The sequence below is a fragment of the Paenisporosarcina macmurdoensis genome (assembly GCF_042658845.1).
GTDB lineage: Bacteria > Bacillota > Bacilli > Bacillales_A > Planococcaceae > Paenisporosarcina > Paenisporosarcina macmurdoensis.
In genome coordinates this window covers 667518-692219 of sequence record NZ_JBHSRI010000025.1, presented here as the reverse complement: position 1 = coordinate 692219, position 24702 = coordinate 667518, and the positions used below count along the sequence as shown (strand labels likewise).

At 38.7% G+C, this 24702-nt stretch carries 27 protein-coding genes; 10 read left to right on the top strand and 17 right to left on the bottom strand.

Annotated features, from left to right (window positions below; translation table 11 throughout):
- Window position 1: 1 nt before the first annotated feature.
- A complete protein-coding gene (gene pta, locus ACFPYN_RS17025) occupies window positions 2–985 on the bottom strand; it encodes a phosphate acetyltransferase (RefSeq protein ID WP_377735798.1) in 984 nt (327 codons plus the stop codon).
- Window positions 986–1656: 671 nt separating this feature from the next.
- On the opposite strand from pta, the gene hemQ reads away from it, so the two are divergent.
- From hemQ to gerQ, 3 genes are all read left to right on the top strand, one after another.
- A complete protein-coding gene (gene hemQ, locus ACFPYN_RS17020) occupies window positions 1657–2406 on the top strand; it encodes a hydrogen peroxide-dependent heme synthase (RefSeq protein WP_377735796.1) in 750 nt (249 codons plus the stop codon).
- A gap of 239 nt (window positions 2407–2645) precedes the next feature.
- Complete coding sequence (locus tag ACFPYN_RS17015) at window positions 2646–3065, top strand: cell wall hydrolase (protein ID WP_377735795.1); 420 nt, start codon at window positions 2646–2648, stop codon at window positions 3063–3065.
- A gap of 18 nt (window positions 3066–3083) precedes the next feature.
- The gene (gerQ, locus tag ACFPYN_RS17010; RefSeq protein WP_377735794.1) at window positions 3084–3434 is read left to right on the top strand and encodes a spore coat protein GerQ; all 351 of its coding nucleotides are present in this window, start codon (window positions 3084–3086) and stop codon (window positions 3432–3434) included.
- A 162-nt stretch (window positions 3435–3596) separates the two neighbouring features.
- On the opposite strand, the gene ACFPYN_RS17005 is transcribed toward gerQ, so the two are convergent.
- Entirely contained in the window at window positions 3597–4499 is a 903-nt protein-coding gene (locus ACFPYN_RS17005) for an acetamidase/formamidase family protein (RefSeq protein WP_377735792.1), read from the bottom strand.
- Window positions 4500–4761: 262 nt separating this feature from the next.
- Between ACFPYN_RS17005 and ACFPYN_RS17000 the strand changes: the two genes are divergently transcribed.
- Window positions 4762–4944: a Spo0E family sporulation regulatory protein-aspartic acid phosphatase gene (locus tag ACFPYN_RS17000; protein WP_377735790.1), complete on the top strand. Its 183-nt coding sequence runs from the start codon at window positions 4762–4764 to the stop codon at window positions 4942–4944.
- Between the two features lie 98 nt (window positions 4945–5042).
- Here ACFPYN_RS17000 and ACFPYN_RS16995 read toward each other — a convergent pair whose 3' ends face one another.
- From ACFPYN_RS16995 to ACFPYN_RS16960, 8 genes are all read right to left on the bottom strand, one after another.
- Window positions 5043–5570, bottom strand: a complete 528-nt coding sequence (locus tag ACFPYN_RS16995) for a hypothetical protein (protein WP_377735788.1) — start codon at window positions 5568–5570, stop codon at window positions 5043–5045.
- A 152-nt stretch (window positions 5571–5722) separates the two neighbouring features.
- Window positions 5723–6274, bottom strand: coding sequence for an aspartyl-tRNA synthetase (locus ACFPYN_RS16990; protein ID WP_377735786.1), 552 nt, complete (start codon window positions 6272–6274; stop codon window positions 5723–5725).
- A 95-nt stretch (window positions 6275–6369) separates the two neighbouring features.
- Window positions 6370–6930, bottom strand: coding sequence for an AAA family ATPase (locus tag ACFPYN_RS16985; RefSeq protein WP_377735785.1), 561 nt, complete (start codon window positions 6928–6930; stop codon window positions 6370–6372).
- Between the two features lie 248 nt (window positions 6931–7178).
- A complete protein-coding gene (locus ACFPYN_RS16980) occupies window positions 7179–7661 on the bottom strand; it encodes a hypothetical protein (protein ID WP_377735784.1) in 483 nt (160 codons plus the stop codon).
- A gap of 456 nt (window positions 7662–8117) precedes the next feature.
- Window positions 8118–8498 (bottom strand): DUF423 domain-containing protein, encoded by a 381-nt coding sequence (locus tag ACFPYN_RS16975; protein ID WP_377735782.1) that lies wholly within the window; start codon window positions 8496–8498, stop codon window positions 8118–8120.
- Between the two features lie 68 nt (window positions 8499–8566).
- The gene (locus ACFPYN_RS16970) at window positions 8567–8845 is read right to left on the bottom strand and encodes a YwdI family protein (RefSeq protein WP_377735781.1); all 279 of its coding nucleotides are present in this window, start codon (window positions 8843–8845) and stop codon (window positions 8567–8569) included.
- A gap of 56 nt (window positions 8846–8901) precedes the next feature.
- Window positions 8902–9582: a uracil-DNA glycosylase gene (locus tag ACFPYN_RS16965; RefSeq protein WP_377735780.1), complete on the bottom strand. Its 681-nt coding sequence runs from the start codon at window positions 9580–9582 to the stop codon at window positions 8902–8904.
- Complete coding sequence (locus tag ACFPYN_RS16960) at window positions 9582–10328, bottom strand: DUF4230 domain-containing protein (protein WP_377735779.1); 747 nt, start codon at window positions 10326–10328, stop codon at window positions 9582–9584. The genes ACFPYN_RS16965 and ACFPYN_RS16960 overlap by 1 nt, the downstream gene beginning before the upstream one ends.
- 115 nt (window positions 10329–10443) lie before the next feature.
- Between ACFPYN_RS16960 and ACFPYN_RS16955 the strand changes: the two genes are divergently transcribed.
- Both ACFPYN_RS16955 and pdxK read left to right on the top strand, forming a co-directional pair.
- Window positions 10444–10704, top strand: a complete 261-nt coding sequence (locus ACFPYN_RS16955; RefSeq protein ID WP_377735778.1) for a hypothetical protein — start codon at window positions 10444–10446, stop codon at window positions 10702–10704.
- A 62-nt stretch (window positions 10705–10766) separates the two neighbouring features.
- Window positions 10767–11600 carry a pyridoxine/pyridoxal/pyridoxamine kinase gene (gene pdxK / locus ACFPYN_RS16950; protein ID WP_377735777.1) on the top strand — a complete coding sequence of 278 codons (834 nt, stop codon included), beginning with the start codon at window positions 10767–10769 and terminating at the stop codon, window positions 11598–11600.
- A gap of 286 nt (window positions 11601–11886) precedes the next feature.
- Here pdxK and ACFPYN_RS16945 read toward each other — a convergent pair whose 3' ends face one another.
- Window positions 11887–12918: an ABC transporter permease gene (locus ACFPYN_RS16945; RefSeq protein WP_377735776.1), complete on the bottom strand. Its 1032-nt coding sequence runs from the start codon at window positions 12916–12918 to the stop codon at window positions 11887–11889.
- Complete coding sequence (locus tag ACFPYN_RS16940) at window positions 12915–13802, bottom strand: ABC transporter permease subunit (RefSeq protein ID WP_377735775.1); 888 nt, start codon at window positions 13800–13802, stop codon at window positions 12915–12917. The genes ACFPYN_RS16945 and ACFPYN_RS16940 overlap by 4 nt, the downstream gene beginning before the upstream one ends.
- 234 nt (window positions 13803–14036) lie before the next feature.
- Here ACFPYN_RS16940 and ACFPYN_RS16935 point away from each other — a divergent pair, with 234 nt between their 5' ends.
- From ACFPYN_RS16935 to ACFPYN_RS16925, 3 genes are all read left to right on the top strand, one after another.
- The gene (locus ACFPYN_RS16935) at window positions 14037–14387 is read left to right on the top strand and encodes a YojF family protein (RefSeq protein ID WP_377735774.1); all 351 of its coding nucleotides are present in this window, start codon (window positions 14037–14039) and stop codon (window positions 14385–14387) included.
- 16 nt (window positions 14388–14403) lie between these two features.
- A complete protein-coding gene (gene bshB2 / locus ACFPYN_RS16930) occupies window positions 14404–15099 on the top strand; it encodes a bacillithiol biosynthesis deacetylase BshB2 (RefSeq protein WP_377735773.1) in 696 nt (231 codons plus the stop codon).
- A gap of 158 nt (window positions 15100–15257) precedes the next feature.
- Window positions 15258–16613: a YjiH family protein gene (locus tag ACFPYN_RS16925; protein ID WP_377735772.1), complete on the top strand. Its 1356-nt coding sequence runs from the start codon at window positions 15258–15260 to the stop codon at window positions 16611–16613.
- A gap of 134 nt (window positions 16614–16747) precedes the next feature.
- Here ACFPYN_RS16925 and ACFPYN_RS16920 read toward each other — a convergent pair whose 3' ends face one another.
- A complete protein-coding gene (locus ACFPYN_RS16920; RefSeq protein ID WP_377735771.1) occupies window positions 16748–17689 on the bottom strand; it encodes an L-threonine 3-dehydrogenase in 942 nt (313 codons plus the stop codon).
- Between the two features lie 241 nt (window positions 17690–17930).
- On the opposite strand from ACFPYN_RS16920, the gene ACFPYN_RS16915 reads away from it, so the two are divergent.
- Complete coding sequence (locus ACFPYN_RS16915; protein ID WP_377735769.1) at window positions 17931–18557, top strand: hypothetical protein; 627 nt, start codon at window positions 17931–17933, stop codon at window positions 18555–18557.
- A 272-nt stretch (window positions 18558–18829) separates the two neighbouring features.
- On the opposite strand, the gene ACFPYN_RS16910 is transcribed toward ACFPYN_RS16915, so the two are convergent.
- The 4 genes from ACFPYN_RS16910 to ACFPYN_RS16895 all read right to left on the bottom strand — a co-directional run bounded on the left by ACFPYN_RS16910 (window position 18830) and on the right by ACFPYN_RS16895 (window position 24670).
- Window positions 18830–19531: a DNA alkylation repair protein gene (locus tag ACFPYN_RS16910; protein ID WP_377735767.1), complete on the bottom strand. Its 702-nt coding sequence runs from the start codon at window positions 19529–19531 to the stop codon at window positions 18830–18832.
- Window positions 19532–19631: 100 nt separating this feature from the next.
- On the bottom strand, window positions 19632–20822 hold the full coding sequence (locus tag ACFPYN_RS16905; RefSeq protein WP_377735765.1) for a glycine C-acetyltransferase: 1191 nt from the start codon (window positions 20820–20822) through the stop codon (window positions 19632–19634).
- Window positions 20823–21386: 564 nt separating this feature from the next.
- A complete protein-coding gene (locus ACFPYN_RS16900; protein ID WP_377735763.1) occupies window positions 21387–23486 on the bottom strand; it encodes a peptidase M6 in 2100 nt (699 codons plus the stop codon).
- 95 nt (window positions 23487–23581) lie between these two features.
- A complete protein-coding gene (locus tag ACFPYN_RS16895; RefSeq protein WP_377735762.1) occupies window positions 23582–24670 on the bottom strand; it encodes a hypothetical protein in 1089 nt (362 codons plus the stop codon).
- Window positions 24671–24702 lie beyond the last annotated feature (32 nt).

Sequence of the window (24702 nt, the reverse complement as noted above, 5' to 3'; positions counted from 1 at the left end):
CTTATTCTCCTGCCATCACGCTTTGAGCAGCGGTCATTAATACTAACTTATACACATCTTCTGCAGAACATCCACGAGACAAGTCATTCACTGGCATATTTAAACCTTGTAAAATGGGGCCTATCGCTTCAAATCCACCGAGTCTCTCAGTTAATTTGTAGCCAATGTTTCCAGCTTCAAGAGACGGGAAGACGAAGACGTTTGCATCTCCTTGAATGCTAGAACCTGGCGCTTTTTTCTTCGCTACTGCCGGTACGAAGGCTGCATCAAATTGAAATTCTCCATCAATATTAATGGATGGCGCTTTTTCTTGAGCAAGTCTCGTTGCTTCTGCCACTTTTTGTGTTTCCGGTGAAACGGCTGAACCTTTTGTTGAAAATGACAGCATTGCTACTTTCGGTTCAATACCGAATGCTTTAGCTGTTTTCGCGCTTTGTACAGCAATTTCTGCAAGGTCTTCACTCGTTGGAGCAATAGTAATGGCACAGTCGGCAAAGACATAACGTTCGTCCCCACGCACCATAATAAAGGCACCACTCGTTTTTGATACCCCTGGTTGTGTTTTAATGATTTGCAAAGCTGGTCGCACCGTGTCAGCAGTTGTATGGATTGCACCGCTAACTAACCCTTGTGCGTACCCTGTGTATACGAGCATCGTACCAAATGTATTAACATCCTTTAGTTGAATGCGAGCTTGCACAGCAGTTGCTTTACCATTTCGACGTTCAACGAATTTTTCAATCAATTCTTCTAATTGATCGAATTGCACTGGGTCAACTATTTCAATTCCTGTTAGATCAATCCCAGCTTGTGTTGCTGCCGCATTCACAAGTTCGTGTGGACCTATTAGAATTGGCGTAACTAGTCCTTCGTTATGCAATTTGATAGCTGCTTGCAGTACACGCTCGTCCGTTCCTTCAGGTAATACTATTTTTATATGTTTATCCTTAATGGTTTGTTTAATTTCTTCAAATAAATTCGTCATGATGTATCATTCCTTTCATGGATAAAAAAGTTTTCAGTTAGCATCAGCATGCCCTAAAATGGGTTTTCGACCATTTAGTTATGGTTTCCGACTACTCGCAGTTGATTTCCGACCATTAAACTTTGTTTTCGGACCACTTGGAGTTGATTTCCGACCATTCACAACAATTTTCCCAATCGGTTCCATTCTACAGCTTTCATCGTCTAGCTACTAAGCTCAACTCTCACCTAAGCTTCAGAAACTCAAGCGAAAACGAGTTTCCGATTCGAGTCTTCTAGCGCCGGCGTCGGTCTAACTTGGCCTATTCCGCTTTTCATTGTCTAGCTCTACAGGCCAGACCGCACCTAAGCTTCAGACTCTCATGCGGAAACGAGTTTCCGATTCGAGTCTTCCAGCGCCGGCGTCGGTCTAAACTTGGCCTGTTCCGCTTTTCACTGTCTAGCTACTAAGCCTAGCTCGCACCTAAGCTTCAGAAACTCAAGCGAAAACAAGTTTTCGATTCGTTTCTTCCAGCGCCGGTGTCGAGCTTGATGGGCTTTTTCGCTTTTCTAATAAGCATACACGATTTGGTCACGGTTCGTCTTGTCAGAATGGTGACATTGTAGGCTTCTTTAGGGCTTTGTGGTAGACTGATTTTGAGTATTTCTTAATTATGAAGGAGTGTCAAATACATGAGTGCAGCAGCAGAAACTTTAGATGGTTGGTACGCGTTACATAATTTCCGTTCAATGGACTGGGCATCTTGGAAACAAGTGTCAACTGAAGAACGCACAGCAGCAGTTATTGAATTCTTAGCATTTATTGAAGAATTGAATGTCGCACATGAAGAAAAAACAGGAAGCCATGCTTTTTATTCCATTCTTGGCCAAAAAGCAGATTTTATGTTGATGACTTTGCGTGAAACGATGGACGAGTTACAACAGTTGGAAACGCAATTTAATAAATTAGCTATCGCGGAATATACAATACCTACTTATTCGTATGTATCTGTAGTTGAACTTTCAAACTACTTAGCTGGCGAATCAAATGAAGATCCGTATCAAAATCCACATGTTCGCAGTCGTTTGTATCCTGAACTTCCGCGTTCACAATATGTTTGTTTCTACCCGATGGACAAACGTCGTGATGGCGATGACAACTGGTATATGCTTTCAATGGAAGACCGTAAATCAATGATGCGTAGTCACGGAATGATTGGGCGCGGATATGCAGGGAAAGTTAAACAAATCATCAGTGGTTCTATCGGTTTTGACGATTATGAATGGGGCGTTACCTTATTCGCTGATGATGTACTTCAATTCAAAAAACTAATTTACGAAATGCGTTTTGATGAAGTGAGTGCTCGTTTCGCAGAGTTCGGTTCATTCTTCGTCGGCACATTGTTAGATGCTGACAAAACATCTGAATTTTTAAAAGTATAAATGACGAGGCCACGCATAATTGCGTGGTCTTTTTTTAGATTGAAATGGAAATCCCCCCTTCCTCAAGGAGTCATTCAAAACCAAACTAATTAGCCCCCACGCACTGCGTTTGGGGTTTTTTTGTGGCATACGTTAATAATATTAATACAAATCTGGTCGCTATTCTTTAAGTGAAAAGGTGCCTCGAACAGGTCTATTCGTATAGAGCAGAGCATATATATTTTTGAGGAGGTTGTGCTGTGGCGGTTATCCGCGCAACTGACAAAGATGTAGATATGTTGGCCCGTTTAATGAGAGCAGAAGCTGAGGGTGAAGGAAAACAAGGAATGCTCATGGTAGGCAATGTCGGTGTTAACCGCGTACGCTTCGATTGTCTTGATTTTAAAAACATTCGGACCATGCAGCAAATGGTTTTCCAGAGTCCAGGTGGTTTTGAAGCAACTACCAAACCCTATTTTTTTCTGCGTGCTCGCGAACAGGATAAGGCACTGGCAAGGCGCGTAATTGCTGGTGAACGATTCCATCCAGCAAGTCGTTCTTTGTGGTTTTTCGAGCCACCAGGTGCTTGCCCAGCGACATGGTATAACCAACCGAACACAGGTCGCTTCAAAGCACATTGTTTTTTCTCTCCAATTGCGGCAAATTGCCCAAATATTTAACTATGAAAGGATGATATCTTGGTACAATATTATTGGAATCCAGCTTATGCTCAAGGAATGCAACAACCTCAACAAATGATGCCTCAACCCATGACTCCACCTCAAATACCAGCAGGAGGACGTCCAGGTCCAGCGGGCGAGGAATCATACATTGAAAACATTTTACGCTTAAACAAAGGCAAGCTAGCTACCGTCTATTTAACGTTTGAAAACAACCGCGAATGGAATGCAAAGGTCGTCAAAGGTATTATAGAAGCTGCAGGGCGCGATCATCTTATCGTTAGTGAACCAGCAACAGGCAAACGCTATTTAATTCCTTTGATTTATTTGGATTACGTGACATTTGATGAAGAGATTATTTACTTTTAAGTAGGTTTCCTACGTGGATGACGATTTTTCCTACGTGAGCGTTGATTTTTCCTACGTCAAAAGCTTTTATTCCTACGTCAACGCCGATTTTTCCTACGTCATCTATTAAATTTAAAAAACGCCCTTCCAATTTTGCTTTTTGGAAGGGCGTTTTGTCTTGAATTATCCAATTAATGTTGCATTAAGTTGTGAAAGAAGCCATTTGGGAACAACAAATCGCACTGTAACGAGTGGATCTACTACTTGGCAAATTTCTAGTTGCCCTACCGCACTCATTAGCATGGTCACTTCACTGACATTCATATCTGTGCGTTCAACCAATCTATTAATCATCAATTGTGTAGCCATTTTCGAAGCTTCATCCAGTGTCATGGCCGACGCAATTTGTGTAAAGCTCTCATCATTCTCAAGCATAGGTTGCTCTAAATGTTGCCCTTTCATAACTTCAAGTGTGACAATTGCTGCTCCCGCTACTTCTACCCCTGAAACACTTACTTCACCGTCACCCATTGCTGCATGAAAATCACCTAGTCCAAATAAAGCCCCTTCGACAGCTACTGGGAAATACAAAGTAGCACCTTCTGTCACCATTTTATTGTCCATATTGCCACCGTGTGCTCCGGGTGTCCCACAGTTCACACCTTGCCCAAATGGCGCGACGCCAATCACACCAATCATTTTGTTTATAGGCAGTTGCAAATCATTAAACAGAACTTTTTCATTTTCAATTGGTAAGATTTTGACGCTCATTTTCTCAATTTGATGACCCATAATACCTAAATTCGGACCAACGAGCATAACGCCTTGCGAATCGATTTCAATCGAGTGTATTTTAACTTTCAGAACATCTCCTGGTTTTGCATCTTCTACAAATATTGGTCCAGTTGCTGGATTGATTTGATCCCAATCGAGATTAGTAAGTTCCATATCTTCTGAGTCAATTTGATTCTTGAAACAATCGTACGTTTCAATTCGCACCATACTTCCAGAGGCTACAGTAGCAATTGGCTGATTTGTTTCATTAAATTCGTATATTATCCCTACATCTCGTGAAATGGTTTTCATTATGTTCCCTCCCTTAAGTTGGCTTGATAGCTCTTCCAAAAATTGTACTATAATATCCTTGTTATTTCTAAGAATAATCTATGATTATGCATCTATTCAGTCCTCGAAATATTACAAGCTTTACGGGAAGTTTAACTAAGCGTTACAAATTGATAACAATATTCTTTATTACAAAATGTGACAGATTATTACAAGACAAATGTTATATGATGTTCTTTGTGCAACATTACTTACTACTTTAAAAGAGGAATGATGAAAAATTATGCAAAGTAAAAATTTCTTACTAGGGCAAATTATATTGAAAAAGAAAGTGATGTACCATAGAGCAAACCATCTTGGTTTTACCCATTCTAGTGTAGTAGCATGCAGTCAAGAACTCGATATGTTACTTAATCAATACCAAGAAATCCACGGCTCTCTTAAACAGTTGGCTCCTACCTATTAGGCCAATTCCCTACCAAAATTCGAATAGATGAAAAGGAATCTATAAGTTGATTTCCTTATAGATTCCTTTTTCTATCTACTTTTCTATCTAGTAATTTGCTATTCGCCTGAAGCTTCAGCTACTTCGAATTCAAGTGTTTCTAAGTTAATTGAAGCATTATAAACGACATCTGCATCGAGGTAATCTGTGAATTCAATAATCAACTCGTCACCATCAAAGTTGAGCAATTTATAGCCAATGAATGCATTAGTATCTTGATTGCTTAGTAAATGGGCAATGCCTTTTTCAAATCTTTTACTTCGTTCATCGTCATACAAAGTAAGGCTTTTGATCGTCCCTTGACTCGGATAGGATTCCGCAATTACTCCTGTGTCTTCATAGTCAATTAAACTTCCAACACGAATATCCTTCGATTCAATCTCAGTGCCTGAGAAGGAGCGCAACTTTGCATCATCTGTATATCCATAAGAGGTAAAGTCTACAAAAACGTTACTTTCACTTGCACTCTTCACAATATGTGCATGTTCTTTCAATTCTTCAAACGTAGGTTCTTGAATCGAATGACCCTCACTTCCACATGCGCCGAGTAGCAAGAGTAACCCACTAATTAAGCTAATTCTTTTCAAGTTAATCCCCCCTTATTTCTCAATTAGACGAGCACACGGATAGTTGGTTTCAATTGGTTTAGCTGTTTAGCATCTTTCTATTAACTAATTAGAGAGTTCAAAAGAAAAGAGCTTGGATAATTTCCAGGCTCCTTTTGATGGTACTTCAACTATTAATTAGTTACTGAATCTAATTGTTCTCCCGTACTTTTGTTTAGTAACTTTATTTCTCCACTATCAAGAGTAATTTCGCTTTCAAAGTACCAAATGTACATATCTTGTAATTGATATTCTTGGACAGTGCTGTTAGGTAACATTTCTAAATTTAGTAACTTAGCTTCATGTTCACCCATTTTAATCATTCGTTCATCACCATTTTTAATTAACCCATATATGAGATTTTCACCATGCCCTGAGTAACTGTTTAAGTTGTCAGAGCTTGCCTTAAAATCCGAAGACCCCCAAGTAAGAACTCCTGTTTTCCATCCAAAGAGTCCTTTCTTTACATAAGCTGCTCCTAAATACTTCTTGTCTTTAATGAAAAAGTAAAGAGCTTCATCATTCATTTTATAGCCCGGAATTAAAACCATATCTTGATCACTAGCAAACAAAGCTTCTGAAGGTTCAGAATAGGAAGAAGCCCTCTCACCCATACCCCAAATAAAAACAAAAATAAAAATCAGAATAATTACGGTTATTCTTTTTGTCATTACTTTTTTATTCATTTTTCCCCTCCACTTTAATTTACTGCATTATGTAAAAAAATATGATTAGTCCCCTTGGAACAACGGAAGCAGCCATATAAAACCATTTATAATTACTACAAACCGAACTTATTTTGGATGATTTTTGCCACTTCATTTGCGTTTAATTTCGTATTGTTAATTCTGATGTAATTTTCTCGTGTGATTTCATTTTCATTTGAGTTTAATCTGTGATGTTCCAATGTGACTTTTAAATGATGTTCAGATTGCACAATGTTTCGTTTTGTTGGCTTATGTTCAAGTCGATTAGGCGTTTTGTTTCGATCAAGCCTTTCATCTACATCAGCTTCAAGTTCTACAAAATAGATTTCTCCACCTTTTGACTCAAAAGTATGACAAACTTCATTCACAAAATCCCAATCTGATTGTTGATCGAACGCCCAAACATAAGTGAAAACCATTCCATATAAATCGCTTTTCGATGCTTCTTCAAATATCTCGTGACGGAATAGGTTCACTAATCTTTTATATGCATCCGTATCGAAATCAAAAAAGGGCTGCACTAAATCGATTGTCATATGGTTATGAAAAAGCTTTAAATCTGTTATTTTTTCTAGTTCTTGCCCGACTGTCATTTTACCAACTGCTTGTGGGCCAAATAATAATATGAATTTCATAAATCCTCCATCTAATATTTTATACAATTTATGGAATTATATCATATAAAAGATACGTGTTATTATGGATAATTAAATATTCAATTATTTTTTTCGCAATTATGATTGCCGCATGGTTCCATGAACCAACAAGTATGAACAGAAACTTGTTGCATAGTTTGTGCATTTTAACTTTTAAGAAAGTAATAAAATCCACCTAAACTATAACTGTTAACATGAATAGTACAAGTATAATTTTTGCTTTCCTACTAATACTCCATCGCTAGGCGTTCATCAATTCGCTCCAGCACACTTTTAGATGGTCTTTGGTAAAATTGATACCAATCCATTCTTTTATCTCCGACTTCAACGATTAAGTCATTCACTGTAAAGGCTAGCTTCCGTATATCTGTAACTAATACTGTTAGCTCCACCTCATTTAGTGAATTTACCGAACTCAATTGATGTTCAGTTTCCATTAATAAATCAGCTAACTCGTGATGCTGAATAGTAAAAGAAATGTGCGATAAATAGATTATCTGATATAGAAAAAGATTCGATTCCCCAGTTGCCTGTAACTCTGAAGGTGACATTCTCGATAAAGCCCCTAAATAGCCACTTGCCTGCTGCATCTCCCTTTGATATTGATTACCTAGCTCCTTTTTCAATTCCATATTCTCCATCAAAAAAGCACTGCTTATAATCATTATCGGTACAACTAAAAACAAAAGCTGTTTTACCCTCGACTTCATCACAAAATACCTCCCTGAGTAAAAGTAAAGATCCTTTGACTTGCTGCCCCTTAAGTTCTAAAATACCCCCTCAGTTTCATTAAACATTTGAGACAATTTCAAAAAGCGTTAGTTGGATAATAAATGAATATTTGAAGATTATTCATTTTGTTTGTTAAGAATTTCAGTAATTTGATTGGAGTGAGGGATTCAAGAAAAGATGTGCTTCTGCGGTTACTCGTCGCATACAAGGTTGCTCCTGTGGTTACTAATCCATTGCAATCCTCTATTCTTTCTTCAACTAACATGGAAAGTCAGTTGAAGTGAAAACCTTCACAATTTTTCACTATGAATACCCATTATTAGAATTCATATGGGTAACCCATCTCCATATATTTTACGTTTAATCAACCCCAGAGGTTTCACTTATAAAGATTTCCAACAAAAAAACGCCCTCATGGAGAGGACGTTTTGCTTTTAGTTCATGTGTTTTACTGCGGCTATAATCACGAGAACCCATGCTGAAAGGAAGGCTACTCCTCCGATTGGTGTGATTGCTCCTAGAATACCAATTCCACTTAAGCTTAAGACATATAGTGAGCCAGAGAAAATCACGATTCCCGCTAACATCAAGTAACCAGCCCAGCTAAGTTGTGCTACGTTACCAATGATATTTGTGCTCATCAAGATGCCGATCACGATTAGGCCAATCGCGTGATACATTTGGTATTGTACGGCTGTTTCCCAAATGGCTAAATATTTTTCTGATAGCTTTTCTTTTAATGCATGAGCACCAAATGCTCCGAATGCAACGGCAATAAATGCGTTAACTGCACCGGCAATGATAAAAAATGGCATGAATTTATTCCTTCTCTCATTAATGGATGATCAATACGTTTAACGGTCTTACTTCAAATATGAACCAGTTAAAAATCAAACAATGAATCGCCGTTTGCGTCTGCTTCTTTCACGCGTTCGCCTGCAGAAATGGTTTGAACGGCTGGAGGAGATGAAACTATTTGTGAGGTTTGAGCGATTTGAATCGGCATATTTAACGGCTTCACATTCGGTTGTTCGCTTAACGCTACATCACATAAAGCACGAATCGCGAGCAAAGACTCCCGAATACTTTGATCGTCGCCTCTACTTTTGGCAATGGATACATGTTTCTCTATTTCGGTGACAACTCGACTATATGGAATCACGTTGTGTCACTCTCCTTTTTCACATCTTCTTGTCAGAGTTCACTTTACCACGAAAACTACTTCAAGCAAAAGTCTATTGGTGGTTGACCCCACTCTGTTAGTTGCATATTAATTTTGGAATACGGCTTGCTTCCAAAGAATCCACGATATGCACTTAAAGGGCTTGGGTGAACAGATTCAATGATGGCATGACGTGATGTGTCGATTAATTTGCGTTTCATTTGCGCGGGTCTTCCCCATAATACGAACACTATAGGAGTTTCGCGCTGTGAAAGTTTTCGTATGACTTCATCCGTAAAGAGTTCCCAGCCTTGGTCTTTATGTGAATGTGCAGCACCAGCCCGAACGGTAAGAACAGTGTTTAATAGGAAGACGCCTTGTTGTGCCCACTTAGTCAACGTGCCTTCTTCTGGGAGTTCGCATCCGAGATCATCGTTCAGTTCTTTTAACATGTTTCGCAAACTCGGTGGATGTTTAACGCCGGCTTGGACTGAAAAACTCATGCCGTGTGCTTGACCTGGACCATGGTATGGATCTTGTCCAACTATGACGACTTTGACGTCTTCGTAGGCTGTTTCATTAAAAGCACTCCATACATTATCCATCTCAGGGTAAACGGTTTCACAACTATATTGTTGTTTCAAAAACTCGCGTAATTGTAAATAGTAAGGTTTGTCGAATTCTGTTTCAAGTACTTGTTGCCAGTCATTTTCAAACATCATTTTTTCCACAAGCATCACTCCTCGAATTCAACCGTGACATCATACTCAACCAATGAAAACATCTCCGAAACTGAACGAGCAGCGTTTTCTTCGGCAAGTTCTAATACCCCTTGTCCAGTTGTTTCTTCCTTCATTAGTTTTTTCGCTTCCTGCATTAGATTATTTGCTTCTGTTATGTCCGCTTTCTCACGGAACAATCCTTCATATGAAAATACTTCGACTTGATCGAAGAAAATTTCAGGTCCGCCCAACAACTCTGCTCTTGGTAAGGTAAGGGTGGCTGTTTTTTCTTCTTCATCGAGCACGATATCGTCTTCTTGGATTTTTGAGAAATCAATGCCGGCTTTTACAGATCCAGGTATGACCACTAACAATTGACGTTTTGTGCCAGGTAAATTCAATCCTATTTCTTTTCCAAAAACCTCATTATCTTGGCGGTTAATAATTACTTTTGTATACGCTTCTGCAGTTGCTAATTCATTTATCGCTTGAATCTTTTCTAAAAAAGCTCCCTTATTTTCTGTAAAGGTACTTCCCTGGATCATCCAGAATGCAGCAAAAGGAATAACCACAATAAGTGCTATCAATCCTGTAAGCAACCATAAGAATTTTCTTTTCCAAATCGACATGAAAAGCGAACCGACTTTCCAAAATCCTGATGTGTGAGGTTCCACACTTTCTAATGTAACGGCTACTTCATCTTGTGCTTTTAATTCTTCAAGTAATTTTTCAATTTCTCTTATTCTCTGATCTTTTAACATAGTTCTCCCCTTTTCTATCATTTCTACAATGAGTCTCTTATGTTTAAGATAAGGGAAAGTTTCAAATTGTACAACCTTATGGCGAATGATAGGATATTTACAGAGGTGATGCCGAATGGCGGATTATCAGTGGCGAGAAAAAATGCGTAAAGTAGAACGCTCGACAAAAGAAGTCAGTCAAGTACCCGAACGTGCGAAAACACTAGGATTCGGATGCTTTACAGTAGGTATGATCGTGGTTGTATTGTTATTCGCATTTATTAGTTTTGGGCTACTATCGCAGAATTACTGGATTGCCGGAGGGGTTTCTTTAATTTTCACACTCGGTTTAGCCTTTATTTTAATTCAATTATTACGTGCAGATAAGCTCCAATAATTGAATTCCCAACATTTTTTGATACGATAGAACATAGAAACTTAATGAAATGAGGGTCAAATATGTCTTTGAAAAAAACATTAACAATCGCTGGTTCTGATACGTCAGGTGGCGCAGGCATACAAGCAGATTTAAAAACGTTCCAAGAGCACGGCACGTACGGTATGAATGCGTTGACAGTAATCGTAACAATGGATCCTGAAAATGGTTGGAGCCATGGTATCCATCCGATTCCAGTTGACACCTTGAAAGCTCAATTACAAACGGCTCTTTCAACAAATGTCGATGCAATTAAAACAGGAATGTTACCAACTGTTGAAATCATCGAAACAGCTGCTGAAGCAATTGACCGTTCTGGTCTTGAAAAAGTAGTTATCGACCCTGTCTTAGTGTGTAAAGGTGAAGACCAAGCGCTATTCCCAGAAAACGTTGAAGCTATGGTGAAGTTATTGCTTCCAAGAGCTTTGGTTGTGACACCGAACCTTTTTGAAGCTGGACAACTTTCAGGTCTAGGTACGTTAATAACAATCGATGATATGAAACGTGCAGCCGTTAAAATTCATGAAGCTGGCGCTAAAAACGTTGTCATCAAAGGCGGCAAACAATTGCAACATGATAAAGCAGTTGATTTGTTCTATGATGGATCTACGTATACTTTGCTTGAATCTGAAAAAACTGCGACAACTTACAATCACGGTGCTGGCTGTACATTCGCTGCAGCAATTACTGCTAACTTGGCGAACGGCTTAGCTGTAAATGAATCCGTTCTCGAAGCGAAGAAATTCGTTTCTGCAGCTATCGCAAACGGTTGGAAGTTAAATCAATATGTTGGTCCAGTCATGCACGGAGCGAAAAATCGCTTTGGAGCACCTGAAGTAACAACTTCTGAAATTTAATCATACGAAAAGTCATCCGAAGTCATATTCGGATGACTTTTTTTGTGGATTAAATCGTTTAGCGTCACTTAGTTGTAATTTTGGATGGTTTAGTTGTAATTATTGCTAGTTTAGTTGTAATTTCGGGCATTTTAGTTGTAAAAATAGCCACTTTTGTTGTAATAGTAAAATTATGGAATACGCATAATAAGATGAGTGTCATCGCTTGGTTGCCAAAAGCATTAATGCTAAAGAATAAAACATCATAATAGGCTGCCGATTGCATCCGGCAGCCTTTGGGGTAACTTTATTTAAAAGTGGTCGTATCTTTTTTTAACAAAATGAGCTTGGATTTAAATTGTTGCTGGTTCCATTCAATCGTTTCTTCAGAGACGAAGGCCATTCTTTTGCGTTTCGGAATTTTGGCTTGGCCATTTATCGCTCTTGTGTAGCCTTCAATCATGGCGGCAATTGCTAAAATGACGAGTGCAAAGCTTATGGCTGGACCTAATGGAAGCCACGGTGCTCCTTGTAGATAGCGGAAGGTGTTGCCAAAAATCCCTGCCCATTCATATGAAATCGATTTAGGTGGATCTCCAAACATGGGGTCATAGTCGACGTCTGTTCCCCCTAAGAACAACTGGAGCAATCCTAAATGGGCAAAGACAATGAGCGATTCAACGACTTGTTGACCGTATAGCACCAACATTTTCTCGCGTAGTTGCGGAAATAAATGGCGTATTATAATGCGTCTGCGACTAGCACCGAGTGTCCGTGCAGCCAAAATATATTCATGATGGTACAAGAGATTGGCTTCGTTGCCGATTAAGGTTGCTACGATTGGAACGGTTATTAGTGCCATAATGACAACTTGGATGACGATTCTTTCGTTAACGGTCGTAGAAAATCCTTCCTCAGGCATCCACAACACAGGAGTAAGTAAGATGACGGCAAAAATCGTCATAGGTACATAATGCATGGGATCAATTAACGCATTAATCCACGAGCGTTGACGTTGTAAATACGTACCGATTACAAAACCTAATGGAATGGCAATCAGCATACGTAAGGCAGCAACGGCCATAGCCGCGAAGATTGTGTATTTTGCGCCTAGCATGATTTTCGCTAACATATCATAGCCGAATTGATCTGTTCCAAGCGGATGCTTCCAACTTGGAGAAATCGGTGGTCCTTCAACGGCACGGCCGTTTTCTTCAATGAAAAATGTTTGCTTTGGCACATTACCAAAGATCCATTCAAACACAAAGCTCCCACCTAAAAAGAAGGCGATGATGCCAAATCCAATGAGGAATAAGGGTTGTCTCCATACGGATTTCAAAGTGTGGCACCTCCCCTATTCATTCGGCGCAAGAAGTACCATTCTCCTAAACTATATAATAAGAAAACTGGTAAGAAGAAGCTCAAGACGGTGACTAAAAACAAAATTCCGCTCAAGTTTTCGAACATGTAATACATAATGCCGGGAATGTTAAACATTAGTTCGAGAATGAAGAGATTTGATAACATAAACCACATTGTTTTTTTGGATTGGAAAAACACACTGATCATGGCGTTACGTAAGATATGTAGGAATAAAATAAATACTTTACTAAATCCTAATGATTTTGCAAGTTCCACATACATTTGACGTTCTTCTGCTTCAAAAGTCAGCATGCTTAATCGATATAGTTGAATCATCGGTAGAATCATTAAACACAAAACCGGAAGCCAGTAGATCCTGTCGTCACCGATTGCCGCAATTTTAGATACCAAGACGCCGGTTTGTTGAAAAATGATGACAATCGACAATTGGGCTAATAAAATAATTAAGATATCCGGAAATGACTCCAAAAAATAAAAAACTAGTTTCACACGTGACCTTAATTTTCCACTCAATAACATCGTTATAAAGGTACCAATTAAAGCGAAAATAATCGCAGCTGCTAGTGCTAAAAATAATAGTTGCAAAGAGTAGCTAATATTTTCTAAAAGTTGCGGAAATACAGGTACTTGTCGTACTTCCCCTCGTCCGATGTAATAGTCGACACTTAGCTCTCGGAAATTCCAGAGAGACTTCACATGAAATTGGAGCGTTTCTATGTATTCTTTCCATAACAATTCACCTCGCTGGAAACCTGCAATCAAAAGTGGAGCACCACTTATAAGTAGAATGCTAAACAGCGCAACAACGAGTTGAATCACCCATTTAAAAATGCCTTTCATAGACCAAACCTCCTACTGTGCTAAAATTCAGATATTTCGATAATACCATATTTTATTTCGTGTGACGAAAAAAAATCATAATAACGGGTTTTCTTATTACAAAATCTCTGTCTACCTTAAACGCATCTTTAGCTAAGTAGACACTTTTAATGATTCCGAGCAAGCTAATCGCTTTGTTCGACAGAATTCTCTATACTAAGTTGTAGAAGTTTTGTGTTATGAGGAGGCAATATAATGGAAGTTGTACATGTTGAGAAATTGCAGGAATTATTGAATTCCTTTGCTAATAAAGATATTTATTTACATCTTGAAACAACCAATGGTGCCTATGCATCTCATTTTGATGAGACGGTTTTTAATGCAGGTGCGTTTATTCGAAATATTGTTATACAGTATGATTTGGGGAAAGTAGCTGGCGAAAGTCCACATCGTGTGGGGTTAAAATTACCTCATGGTTGGGTTTATGCTCAAGGCATCACGCATTTTGAGTTAGATGAACATGGACGCCTGTTGATGGCTGGACACGATCAAAGCGGAAAATTAGCGGTGGCGCTTCATATAAGCGAAACACCATTTGCGTATTAATGAAGGAGGAACACAGATGACACTTCCAAACGAAAGACATGTATTAGTTGTTTTCCCTCATCCAGATGATGAAGCATTCGGTGTTTCAGGAACAATTGCAACATACATTAAGCAAGGAACACCCGTTACATATGCATGTTTAACACTTGGAGAAATGGGTCGTAACTTAGGAAATCCCCCATTTGCAACGAGAGAATCTTTGCCACATATTCGCAAACAAGAATTATTGGCTTCAGCAGACGCGATGGGCTTAACAGATTTACGCATGATGGGTTTACGCGATAAAACCGTCGAGTTTGAAGATGATGAAACAATGGTCCAAATGATGACGAAGTTAATAGAAGAAACAAATCCTTCATTAGTCATTACATTTTATCCGAATTATGCTGTTCATCCAGATCATGAAGCGACTGCCCGTGCAGTTGTTCGAGCTGTTCGTCGAATGGATGAAACAAGTCGTCCGAAATTGTATGCTGTCGCATTTGCGAATAATACAAAAGATGAATTAGGTGAACCGGACGTCATTCATGATATTCGTGAAGCTCGCGACCAAAAAATGGGTGCCATGAGAGCTCATATTTCACAAACGGCTTGGATGTTAGCTGAAATGGATAAACGTTTAGCTGAAGGCGAACCAGAAGCTGAAAACTGGCTTTCATTTGAGCGTTTCTATTATTACCGCTGGCATGAAGATTTCGAACAATCATTTTAATACGTCCCGAGGGTGCCATGAACTATGGTCCCTCGGTTTTTTTATGAGCCTTGGTAAATATTCACTCGAAAACAATGGTGGACATTTTCTATGGTTGCAAGTATCATTATCAGAGAATTAAAAGATTGAATAAATATACATAATAGGAGGAACCCTTTTTGAAGAAGTTTTCACTATCTACATGGCTATTATTCTTAATACCCTCAATTATCGGAATATTCTTATTCATGATTCCATTCAAGTTTGATGGTGAATGGAAAATTCCTGTGGCGATTTTAGCTAATCTAGTAGCAGGTTATGTTGAACCGATTATGCCTTGGACTGTAACGATTGTGATGATCTTAGCTGCACTTGGTTCGATCATTTATCAATTTAAAAAAGACCCAAATCCTGAAGATCAAACATTTTTCGAAAAGTTATTCCAAGTTAACTGGTTCTGGACAATTGTACGTATTGTAGGTGCAGTTTTTGCCGTGATGGTTGTTGCGAATATCGGACCTGAAGCTGTTACAAGTGAAGATACTGGTGGTTTATTACTTTCTACTACTGGTTTATTGTCATTCTTGTTTACTATTTTCTTATTTGCAGGACTCCTTTTACCGTTACTTTTGAACTTCGGATTACTTGAATTCTTTGGTACCATGATGGTGAAAATCATGCGCCCTCTATTCAAATTACCTGGTCGTTCTTCTATTGATGCCCTTGCTTCTTGGATTGGCGATGGAACAATTGGTGTCTTATTAACAAGTAAACAGTATGAAGAAGGTTTTTACACGAAAAGAGAAGCGGCTATCATTGGGACTACGTTCTCTGTTGTGTCAATTACATTCTCGATTGTCGTGATTGAACAAATTGGCCTAGGAAGTTATTTCCTTCCCTTTTATGCAACGGTAGTTTTCTCTGGGATTGTGTTAGCATTTATTATGCCTCGTATCTTCCCATTGTCACGTAAACCTGATGAATACATTGATGGTCGTCCCTTTGATGAGACGACTGAAACATTACCTGAAGGGTATAACGTTGTGACTCATGGTTTGGAAAATGCTTTATCAACAGCGAATAAAAACCGTTCGGTAACAAAATTTATTACGGACGGCTTAAAAAACGTTCTCGATATGTGGATGGGCGTTGCGCCAGTCGTTATGGCGTTTGGTACAATCGCTTTAATGCTTGCCACTTATACAGATGTATTCGTTTGGTTAGGTAAACCATTTGTGCCATTGTTAATGGTTCTTGGAATTCCTGAAGCTGCTGAAGCAGCACAAACGATAGTTGTTGGATTTGCCGACATGTTCTTACCAGCTCTATTAGGTGGGGAATTGATTGAGTCAGAATTGACTCGTTTTGTCATCGCAGCAACTTCGGTTACACAATTAATCTACATGTCTGAAGTTGGTGGATTGTTACTTGGTTCAAAAATCCCAGTAAACTTCTTAGACTTACTGATTATCTTCGTCTTACGTACAGTAATTGCTTTGCCAATTATCGCTGGTGTCGCACATTTATTGTTCTAAAAAATAGAAAAGCTGACTTTAATTTCGCGCTACGCGATTTTAAAGTCAGCTTTTTCTTGGATATGTGAAAGAAAACATCATACAAAAAAGCTGACACACCCTTTATCAGGATATGTCAGCTTTTTACTATTTATTTATTTTTTAGCTAGCTTGTCGAGCATATCTTTCGTCATTGAGTCTAAATCATATTGTGCTTTGAAGCCCCACTCATTTTTAGCAGCGGTTGCGTCAATCGCATCTGGCCAGCTGTTTGCGATTGCTTGACGAACTGGATCCACGTCATACGATAACTCGAAGTTTGGAATATGCTTGCGAATGGACGAAGCAATTTGTTCAGGTTCAAAGCTCATAGCCGTAACATTGAAGGCATTGCGGTGTTCAAGTTTTGAGGCATCGGCTTCCATTACATCAACAATTGCTTGCAATGCATCTGGCATATACATCATATCCATGTACGTTCCTTGCTCAATGTAAGATGTGTATTTCCCTGTTTCCAACGCTTTGTAATAAATATCTACTGCGTAATCCGTTGTTCCTCCACCTGGTGGAGTTACATAAGAAATAAGCCCAGGAAAACGAACACCACGTGTGTCTAATCCGAACTTATGGAAGTAATAATCACATAATAATTCACCCGCTACCTTGTTCACGCCATACATCGTGGTTGGACGTTGTAATGTATCTTGAGGTGTATTTTGTTTAGGAGTTGATGGACCAAATGCACCGATTGAACTTGGCGTAAAGAACTGAAGTCCTAAATCGCGTGACGTTTCAAGCGCATTAACTAATCCACCCATATTGAGGTTCCAAGCAAGTAAAGGTTTTGCTTCAGCTGTAGCGGAAAGTAATGCAGCCATGTGCATCATCGTATCTGCCCCGAAGTCTTTGGCAAGTGTGTGCATGCGCTCTGCATCCATAACATCTAGTATTTCAAATGGACCACTTTCAATAACAGGGGAATCCGTTTTACGAATATCTGTCGCTAAAACGTTATCTGCTCCATAAATACTACGTAATTTCACAATTAATTCTGATCCTATTTGACCTAACGCGCCAGTAATCATAATTTTCTTCATATAATTTCCTCCTCTACACTTGAACAATTGTATTTTCCAGAAATACAAATTATTTCGATAAAACATTGATGTAAATGCCTTTATCCCGTATTCATTATAGTGTGTTCATTGTGAAAGTACAATACGTTAAATATTAGAGTATTAGATAAGCATAGATATTGTTTACATTTCTAATAGATTTAAGACAGACATTCCTTTACTAGGCTATTTTGTTATACTAAATAGAAAAGGGACTAATTAAATGATAAAATTCTTTCGATTGAGCATTACCTATGTTGTAGCCTTTATCTTAGCTACGTTTTTATTCTATTTACAATTTCCATTTTTTGTCGTTATTTTAACTATTTTAGTTTTCCTCTTAGCCTTTGTTGTTCTGCCTCAAATATTCACTGTGTATCGATCAAATAATGAAAAATCTATTGAGAAATACTTAATCGCGAATAAAAAGAAGCCATTATTTGCGTATCCACTTGCCTTGGCTCACGGCAATGATGCCGAGGTGGAAACGAGTTTACGTGTGATTTTAGAGAAGCACGAACAACCTTATATGCAAAATGTATATAAAACTATTTTGGCATTGCATCTTAAAAATATTGATGCAGCCGATACATATGCTAAAAAGATTGATAGCGACCCTTTGAAATCATATTACGCTGCTTATATCGCTGCTAAAAAAGGCGACTTTGAAGAAGCCGAACGTCAGGAAGAAAATATTAGTGTCGACTGGATGCTTCACGCATTGCACGCACTTTACGCCTTTGAACAAGGCTATCAAGAAATGTATACGATCGAATCCAAAAAAGCCATTGACGGTTCACGTGGCGTACAGAAATATATTGTCATTCATTCCTTAAAACATCATATGTAATTCTTAATTTGCCCACGCGGCTCGTTCGCGTGGTTTTTTTGTTGAAAAATTAGGAGGAAATTGGTTAGTTGCAACGAAATCGGAAAAGTTGCAACGAAACCTAGATAGTTGCAACGAAACCTAGATAGTTGCAACGAAAATAGAAAAGTTGCAACGAAACCTGAAAAGTTGCAACGGAACTCGTTTTCTTGTGAAAACATCTTAACTTGATAACGAATCACTAAACAGAAAAACCTCGACGCATGTTGTTCGCGTCGAGGTCACTTAAATTCTTAACATCGTAAAGTTTTTTTCTTATTGAGCTCACCACGTAAAATTACTTTTTCGATGTAGTCAAAAGCGAGTGGCACTTTGCATGCCGTATCCCCCACATCAACATGCACTTTGCCAATTTCTTGTGCCACTCGTTGCGCATCTTCTCTTAACTCTGGAACATATACGCCCGTACTAATTACAAATCCGTTCATATCGTACCGTACACGATTTGGCGCTTCGTGAATGTTCATTCTTACTTGTTCCAATAATCGAGAGACTTCCTGCAAATCCAAGTCATCTGCACCGGCATAGCCTAAATAACTCGAATATGTACTCCACCCAGCACATGCAATCATTTCTTCATCTGATTGCATCCACTCACGCGCTAATTCTAGTGCATATGGGCTTTCAGCGGCGACCCATGCTACGGTATATTCGGAAAGCATATACCAGTACGCTTCTTTTACCCATGACTGTAATTGTTCTTTTGTCATCAACTTTGCATCAATTGCTAAACCGGCCAAATACATGGCATCGGAATTTCCAGATTCGTATAGTTTCAAGGCAAGCTCTTGGTCTTTTTTCACATACTTCAAAATCTTTTTCAAATCAGCAACTTTAACTCCAAACAAATCACGTGCACCGTGTTTAATAAATATTTCTCGTGTCTGCTCAGTGCCAACTTCTTCTAAATAATTCATAACTTCCTCATATGTCATAAGCTTACCTCCAGTAGTAAAGAAATACTCTTTTCAAAATAAAATGGCTTATAAGAAAAAAACACTCGAATGCTTATACACATTCGAGTGTTAAACTGCTTTACTTGATAACGCCTAGCTCTTTGCCGACTTTTTCATAAATAACGATTGCTTCATCCAACATTTCTTTTGTATGATCGGCTGTTGGCATGTTACGCACACGACCTGCGCCTTTTTGCACAGTTGGGAAGACGATTGCTTTGGCATAGACGCCTTCTTCGAATAAACGTTTCGAGAATTGTTGTGTTAGTTTTTCATCACCAATGATACAAGGAGTGATAGGTGTCTCAGATGCACCGATATTAAATCCTAATTTATCTAGACCAGCTTTCAAATAATCGCCATTGTCCCACAGCTTATCGTGAAGTTCTGTTGAGTCCATGATCATTTGAAGTGCTGCCGTAATTGCTGCAACATCGCCAGGTGGCACTGCTGTTGAGAATAAAAACGGACGTGAACGCACTTTTAACCAGTCAATTAACGGTTGTTTACCGGCCACGTATCCGCCAACAACACCAACTGCTTTAGACAATGTGCCCATTTGGAAGTCGATATCTTTTTCTAATCCAAAATGTTTCACTGTCCCTTTACCTTTACCGGTAACACCCGATCCATGTGCGTCATCTACATACGTAATCAAATCAAATTCTTTCGCAATTTGTACAATTTCTGGTAACTTCGCAATGTCACCATCCATAGAGAATACGCCGTCTGTGATAATCATGACTTTATTATAAAGACCTGATTCTTGTGCAGCTTTAGCTTTTTCTCGTAAATCGTCCATATCAGAATGTTTAAAAGCAATAATTTTCGCCTTAGATAAACGGCAGCCATCAATAATAGATGCATGGTTTAATTGATCCGACAGAATCGCATCATTTTTATCCATTACCGCTGAGATTGCGGCCATGTTGCAATTAAATCCTGATTGATATGAAATTGCTGCATCTGTACCTTTAAACTCAGCAAGTTTTTCTTCTAATTTCACATGTAAATCAAGCGTTCCGTTAATCGAACGAACCGCACCTGCTCCAACTCCGTATTTATCGATTGCTTCTTTGGCAATACGTTTAAGCTCTTCATTTGTTGCAAGGCCTAAATAGTTATTTGAAGATAAATTGATGAGTTCTTTTCCACGGATTTGAATTTTCGCCCCGTTTGGACCTTCAACTGGATCAACCTCATTGTATAAACCTTGATCTTTTAATTCTTGTAAGTTTTCTTGTAAAAATGCATCTAGTACGTTTGACAAATTCATCTTCCTCTCAAGCGGATTTATGTGCCACTTCTCTATCATTGGCTAAACGCTGTTATATAATCTTTTCCATTTTAACATAAGCCATTCATTGAATGAAGAAAAGCGTGATGTGAAAGAGAAGATGAATTGCGGAATGACTTCGGTTTTAGATAGATGAAGTTATCATTTTCTCCTGCACGATTCATGGCGGTGCTTTTGAATTAATATATTTTTTCGTGCATTTTCGCTGGCGGTACTTTCAGCATGAGCTTGCTAGGCGCAACTATACTTATAACGTTGTTGAGTACGATCTATTGTTTTCTTTAACATAGATTTGAATGTCGGAAAAGTGTCTTTCCTAGGTGGAATTGTGTCCTCCTCCAGGCGAATGGACAATAAAGCTACTGGAGTGGACGATAACCTATTGTGAATGGACAGAAACCTTACGTGAGTGGACGGAAATCCATTTTGAATGGACGACAAACAAGGTTGAATGGACAATAACCCATCTGCAAGTTAGAAGGAACTTTTGAACGAACAAAAAGCGGACTCAATTTGAGCCCGCTTTTCATTCGTTCATTAGTTTTTCATTTTATCTTTTGTTGTCTTGCCTTTTTTATCTTGAAATACTACTTCATAAGTGAAATCAACTGGATTTAAATCGCCAGGATTAGCTGCATAAGAAGTAATCATTTTGACATTTCCTTGTGTTAAGAAATTACGGATTTGTAAAGCTTCTGTATCTGTCACGTCGAATGGATCAATTTGCATTACTTTTTGTTCTCCGTTAGTACGTGTCTGAATTAACGATACAGTGAAGTCTACATATTCCCCTTTTAGTTCTGCAAGCGATTTGAAAGCATCTGTTGATGTGCCATCTGCAGAGAATTCACCAAGGTTGATATTTTTTATGAACCACCCATCATCATTGTAACCCCAGTCTGTCAGGTTTCTAAATGATACTAAAACATCTTGACCCGCATACGCTGATAAATCAAATGATTCAGTTGTCCATTCTTCTAAATGACCTGTAAAGCCAGGAACGTTTTCTTTAATCGTTGGATGACCTTCTTCTACTACATCTGAACGAGTATTTTCATTTGATAATGACGTCCATGATTCACCGTTATCTGTTGAAATTTGAGCGACCGCATAATCCCAGCCCTCTTCGATGTCATAGTAATGATCGAATGTTAAAGTAGGGTTTTCAGTCGGTACTTGTGCATTGAAAATTAATGCTTGGTCGGCTTCGTCACCATTGTTTGCATGAAGCACTTGCTCAGAAGAATCTAATGGATTTTCAACGGTTGACCATTGTAACGGAAGGAAATCAACTCCATCAAATTTCAATGAACGTACATTTTTATCGAAGTTAAACTCTTTAAAATCGCCGCCCCATGCTGGAACGCCTTCTTTTTCAAACGTTAATGCTTTTTCGAAATCAATTGTTTTGCCACGTTTATCTCCAGCTGCGTTGATTGGCAATTCACGTAAGCTGATGCTATCAAATTTGTAATCACTGCTTACTTTTGAATCATCTAAAGCAAGTGCTGTCATGAAATTTTGATAAACGTCAGTAAATGTTTTACCTGTTCCCAATGATTCTAGTTGTTGATTAACAGATTCAATCCCTTGAGAACTTCCATCTACCGCTAAGTCACGGATGAATTCTTTGCCAAACTTATCGTACATATATAGTGTGAACAAGTATGTTTGGCCATAATCTGCAATCGTTTCTGGACCTGTTTTAGCTGTTCCATGCTCATCCCAGTTTACTAATGAATTTTCAGGATGATCTAAATAGAAGTTGATTGACCCTTCACCATGACCGTATCCTCCTAAAAATTCAGAGAAAGTAGACATTCCTTCGTTCAACCAAGTTTCTTCAGAGCCATCATTGTCTGCTTGAATTAAATGTTGAAGTTCATGAATCGTTGTCCCAAAGAAAGTAGACTCGAGTCGAGTTTCCCATGAGTTTGTATCAATGGTGACAATATTTCGATCCGTGTAGTTTTCAAGCGTTTGCCAGAAGAAGCCTGCTACAAAGAATGGATAGCTAGGATCATTCCATCCTTCATCTTGTACATTATCTACTAACATAATGATTTTGTCTGAACCTTCATAGTATCCTTCAGGCAATCCAACCATGCCAGGTAGTGGCGACTCGGAACCGTCTAATGCATCTGGTGTTCCGAAGAAATCAGTAGCTACGGGATAAATATTGCCATCAAACTCGTCACGCAATGTATCGACTTGAGCTTGCGTTACAACATCTGCTGGTCTCGGGTTGTTCGGACCATAAGCCAAATCATTCGCTACCCAAATTTCGACGTTATCACCGACACTACGTAATGTGAAATCCTTAAACGATAAATTACGGTCTAAGAACAATTTCGTTCCACCATCAAATGTGAAAGGAGTTTCTTCGGCAGCTTTTTCACTACCGCCTTCCACTTCATCCGCTTGCGCTTTAATGATTCGGTCCGCTTCTTTTTGGAAGCTTTCACTAGTAGATAATTCATTTAAATATTGATCGATATCCACTCGATCGCCGTATTTTGCTGTATTAAAATTTGCGTATGGACTTGCCGCTTCAACTGGAGCTATTGCTGCAGGTGAGAACAGTGATGCAGCCAGTGCACCTGTAGATAGTATTGAAAACAACTTCTTTTTATTCATGTTCATTTCCCCTCTCGACTATTGAATTTTCTGACAATAGTTTTAGAGGTTCAAGTGTAACACTTGTAATAATTCTAAAGAATGAGATTATTTAATCATTTAGATATGGAAGAATTATCTATCTTTTGGAATAGGTTCATCTCGATTTCTTGCCATTTATAGTTATTAACACAGGTGTCTAAAGTCTCTCTTATGGTCTCGTCATCCGTACAATATACTTGTAAATACTCAATTGCATGTACGATAACTTCTCTGTATCGGCCGATTATGCCGTCCACAAGTAGCCCTTCATTTTCATTCAGTTCTCGGAATTTTTTAACATCGTAAATTTCGTCTCCCGAACGTTCAGGCTCGTATTCATGCGGGCTTGTGCTATCAAAAAGAATGGTTTGAAGCTCTGGTAACCATACATAATCGATGCTGTTACGGTCGAGTCCACACCAGCCCCACTGGGTATCAAGACCTAGACTCTCCGCATGTTCTCCAAAACGTTTCATCAATGTTGATTTTCCACTTCCGGGATAACCCTTGATGAATATGCGTCTTTTGACCCCTTTCGTTAATGAGTCAAAATGATCTTTTGGTCCTTCCGGCGTTAACGTTCCCATTAATCGATGGTGACGTTGTGAAGGTTTATTAAATTTAAGTGTAGTGAATGTGTCAGCAAACAAGGCTTCTGCTTGTGTATCAAAACCGTTCCAATCCATACCGTCGACATAGGGAACTTCCCATTCGTCATGGATGTTTTTAGCAGTAGTTAAAGTTTGTAATGCTTTGGCTAGCCACTGTTCACTGTGCAATGTTTTTTCTCGTAAAAATCCACCGTGTTCACGTAACTTTTGTTCGTCATAAGCTTCATAAAACGATATCACATGATGAGTGCTACCATAATATTTCGGTTCAAATGATACTGGATGGGAAGCTTGAATAAATAAAATACGATTACTTTTCACATAGGTAGCCTCAATCACATCAGTGTGCAAAGGATCATAAAACCATTCAATATCGTATCCTCTTTTTACATAGTGGTAGCCAACTTGTTTAAATAAATCGGATAATTTAAATGTAGGTGGGGATTTAATGAAGTATACTTTTCGTGCTTCATTGATCAAATCTGTATAAATATTTTTTTCCCCTTGTCCTGTAAAAGCTCTGCCAAATTGATGCGTTATAGTTCCATTCATATAATCAACCCTTTCAATGTATAGACTGAATC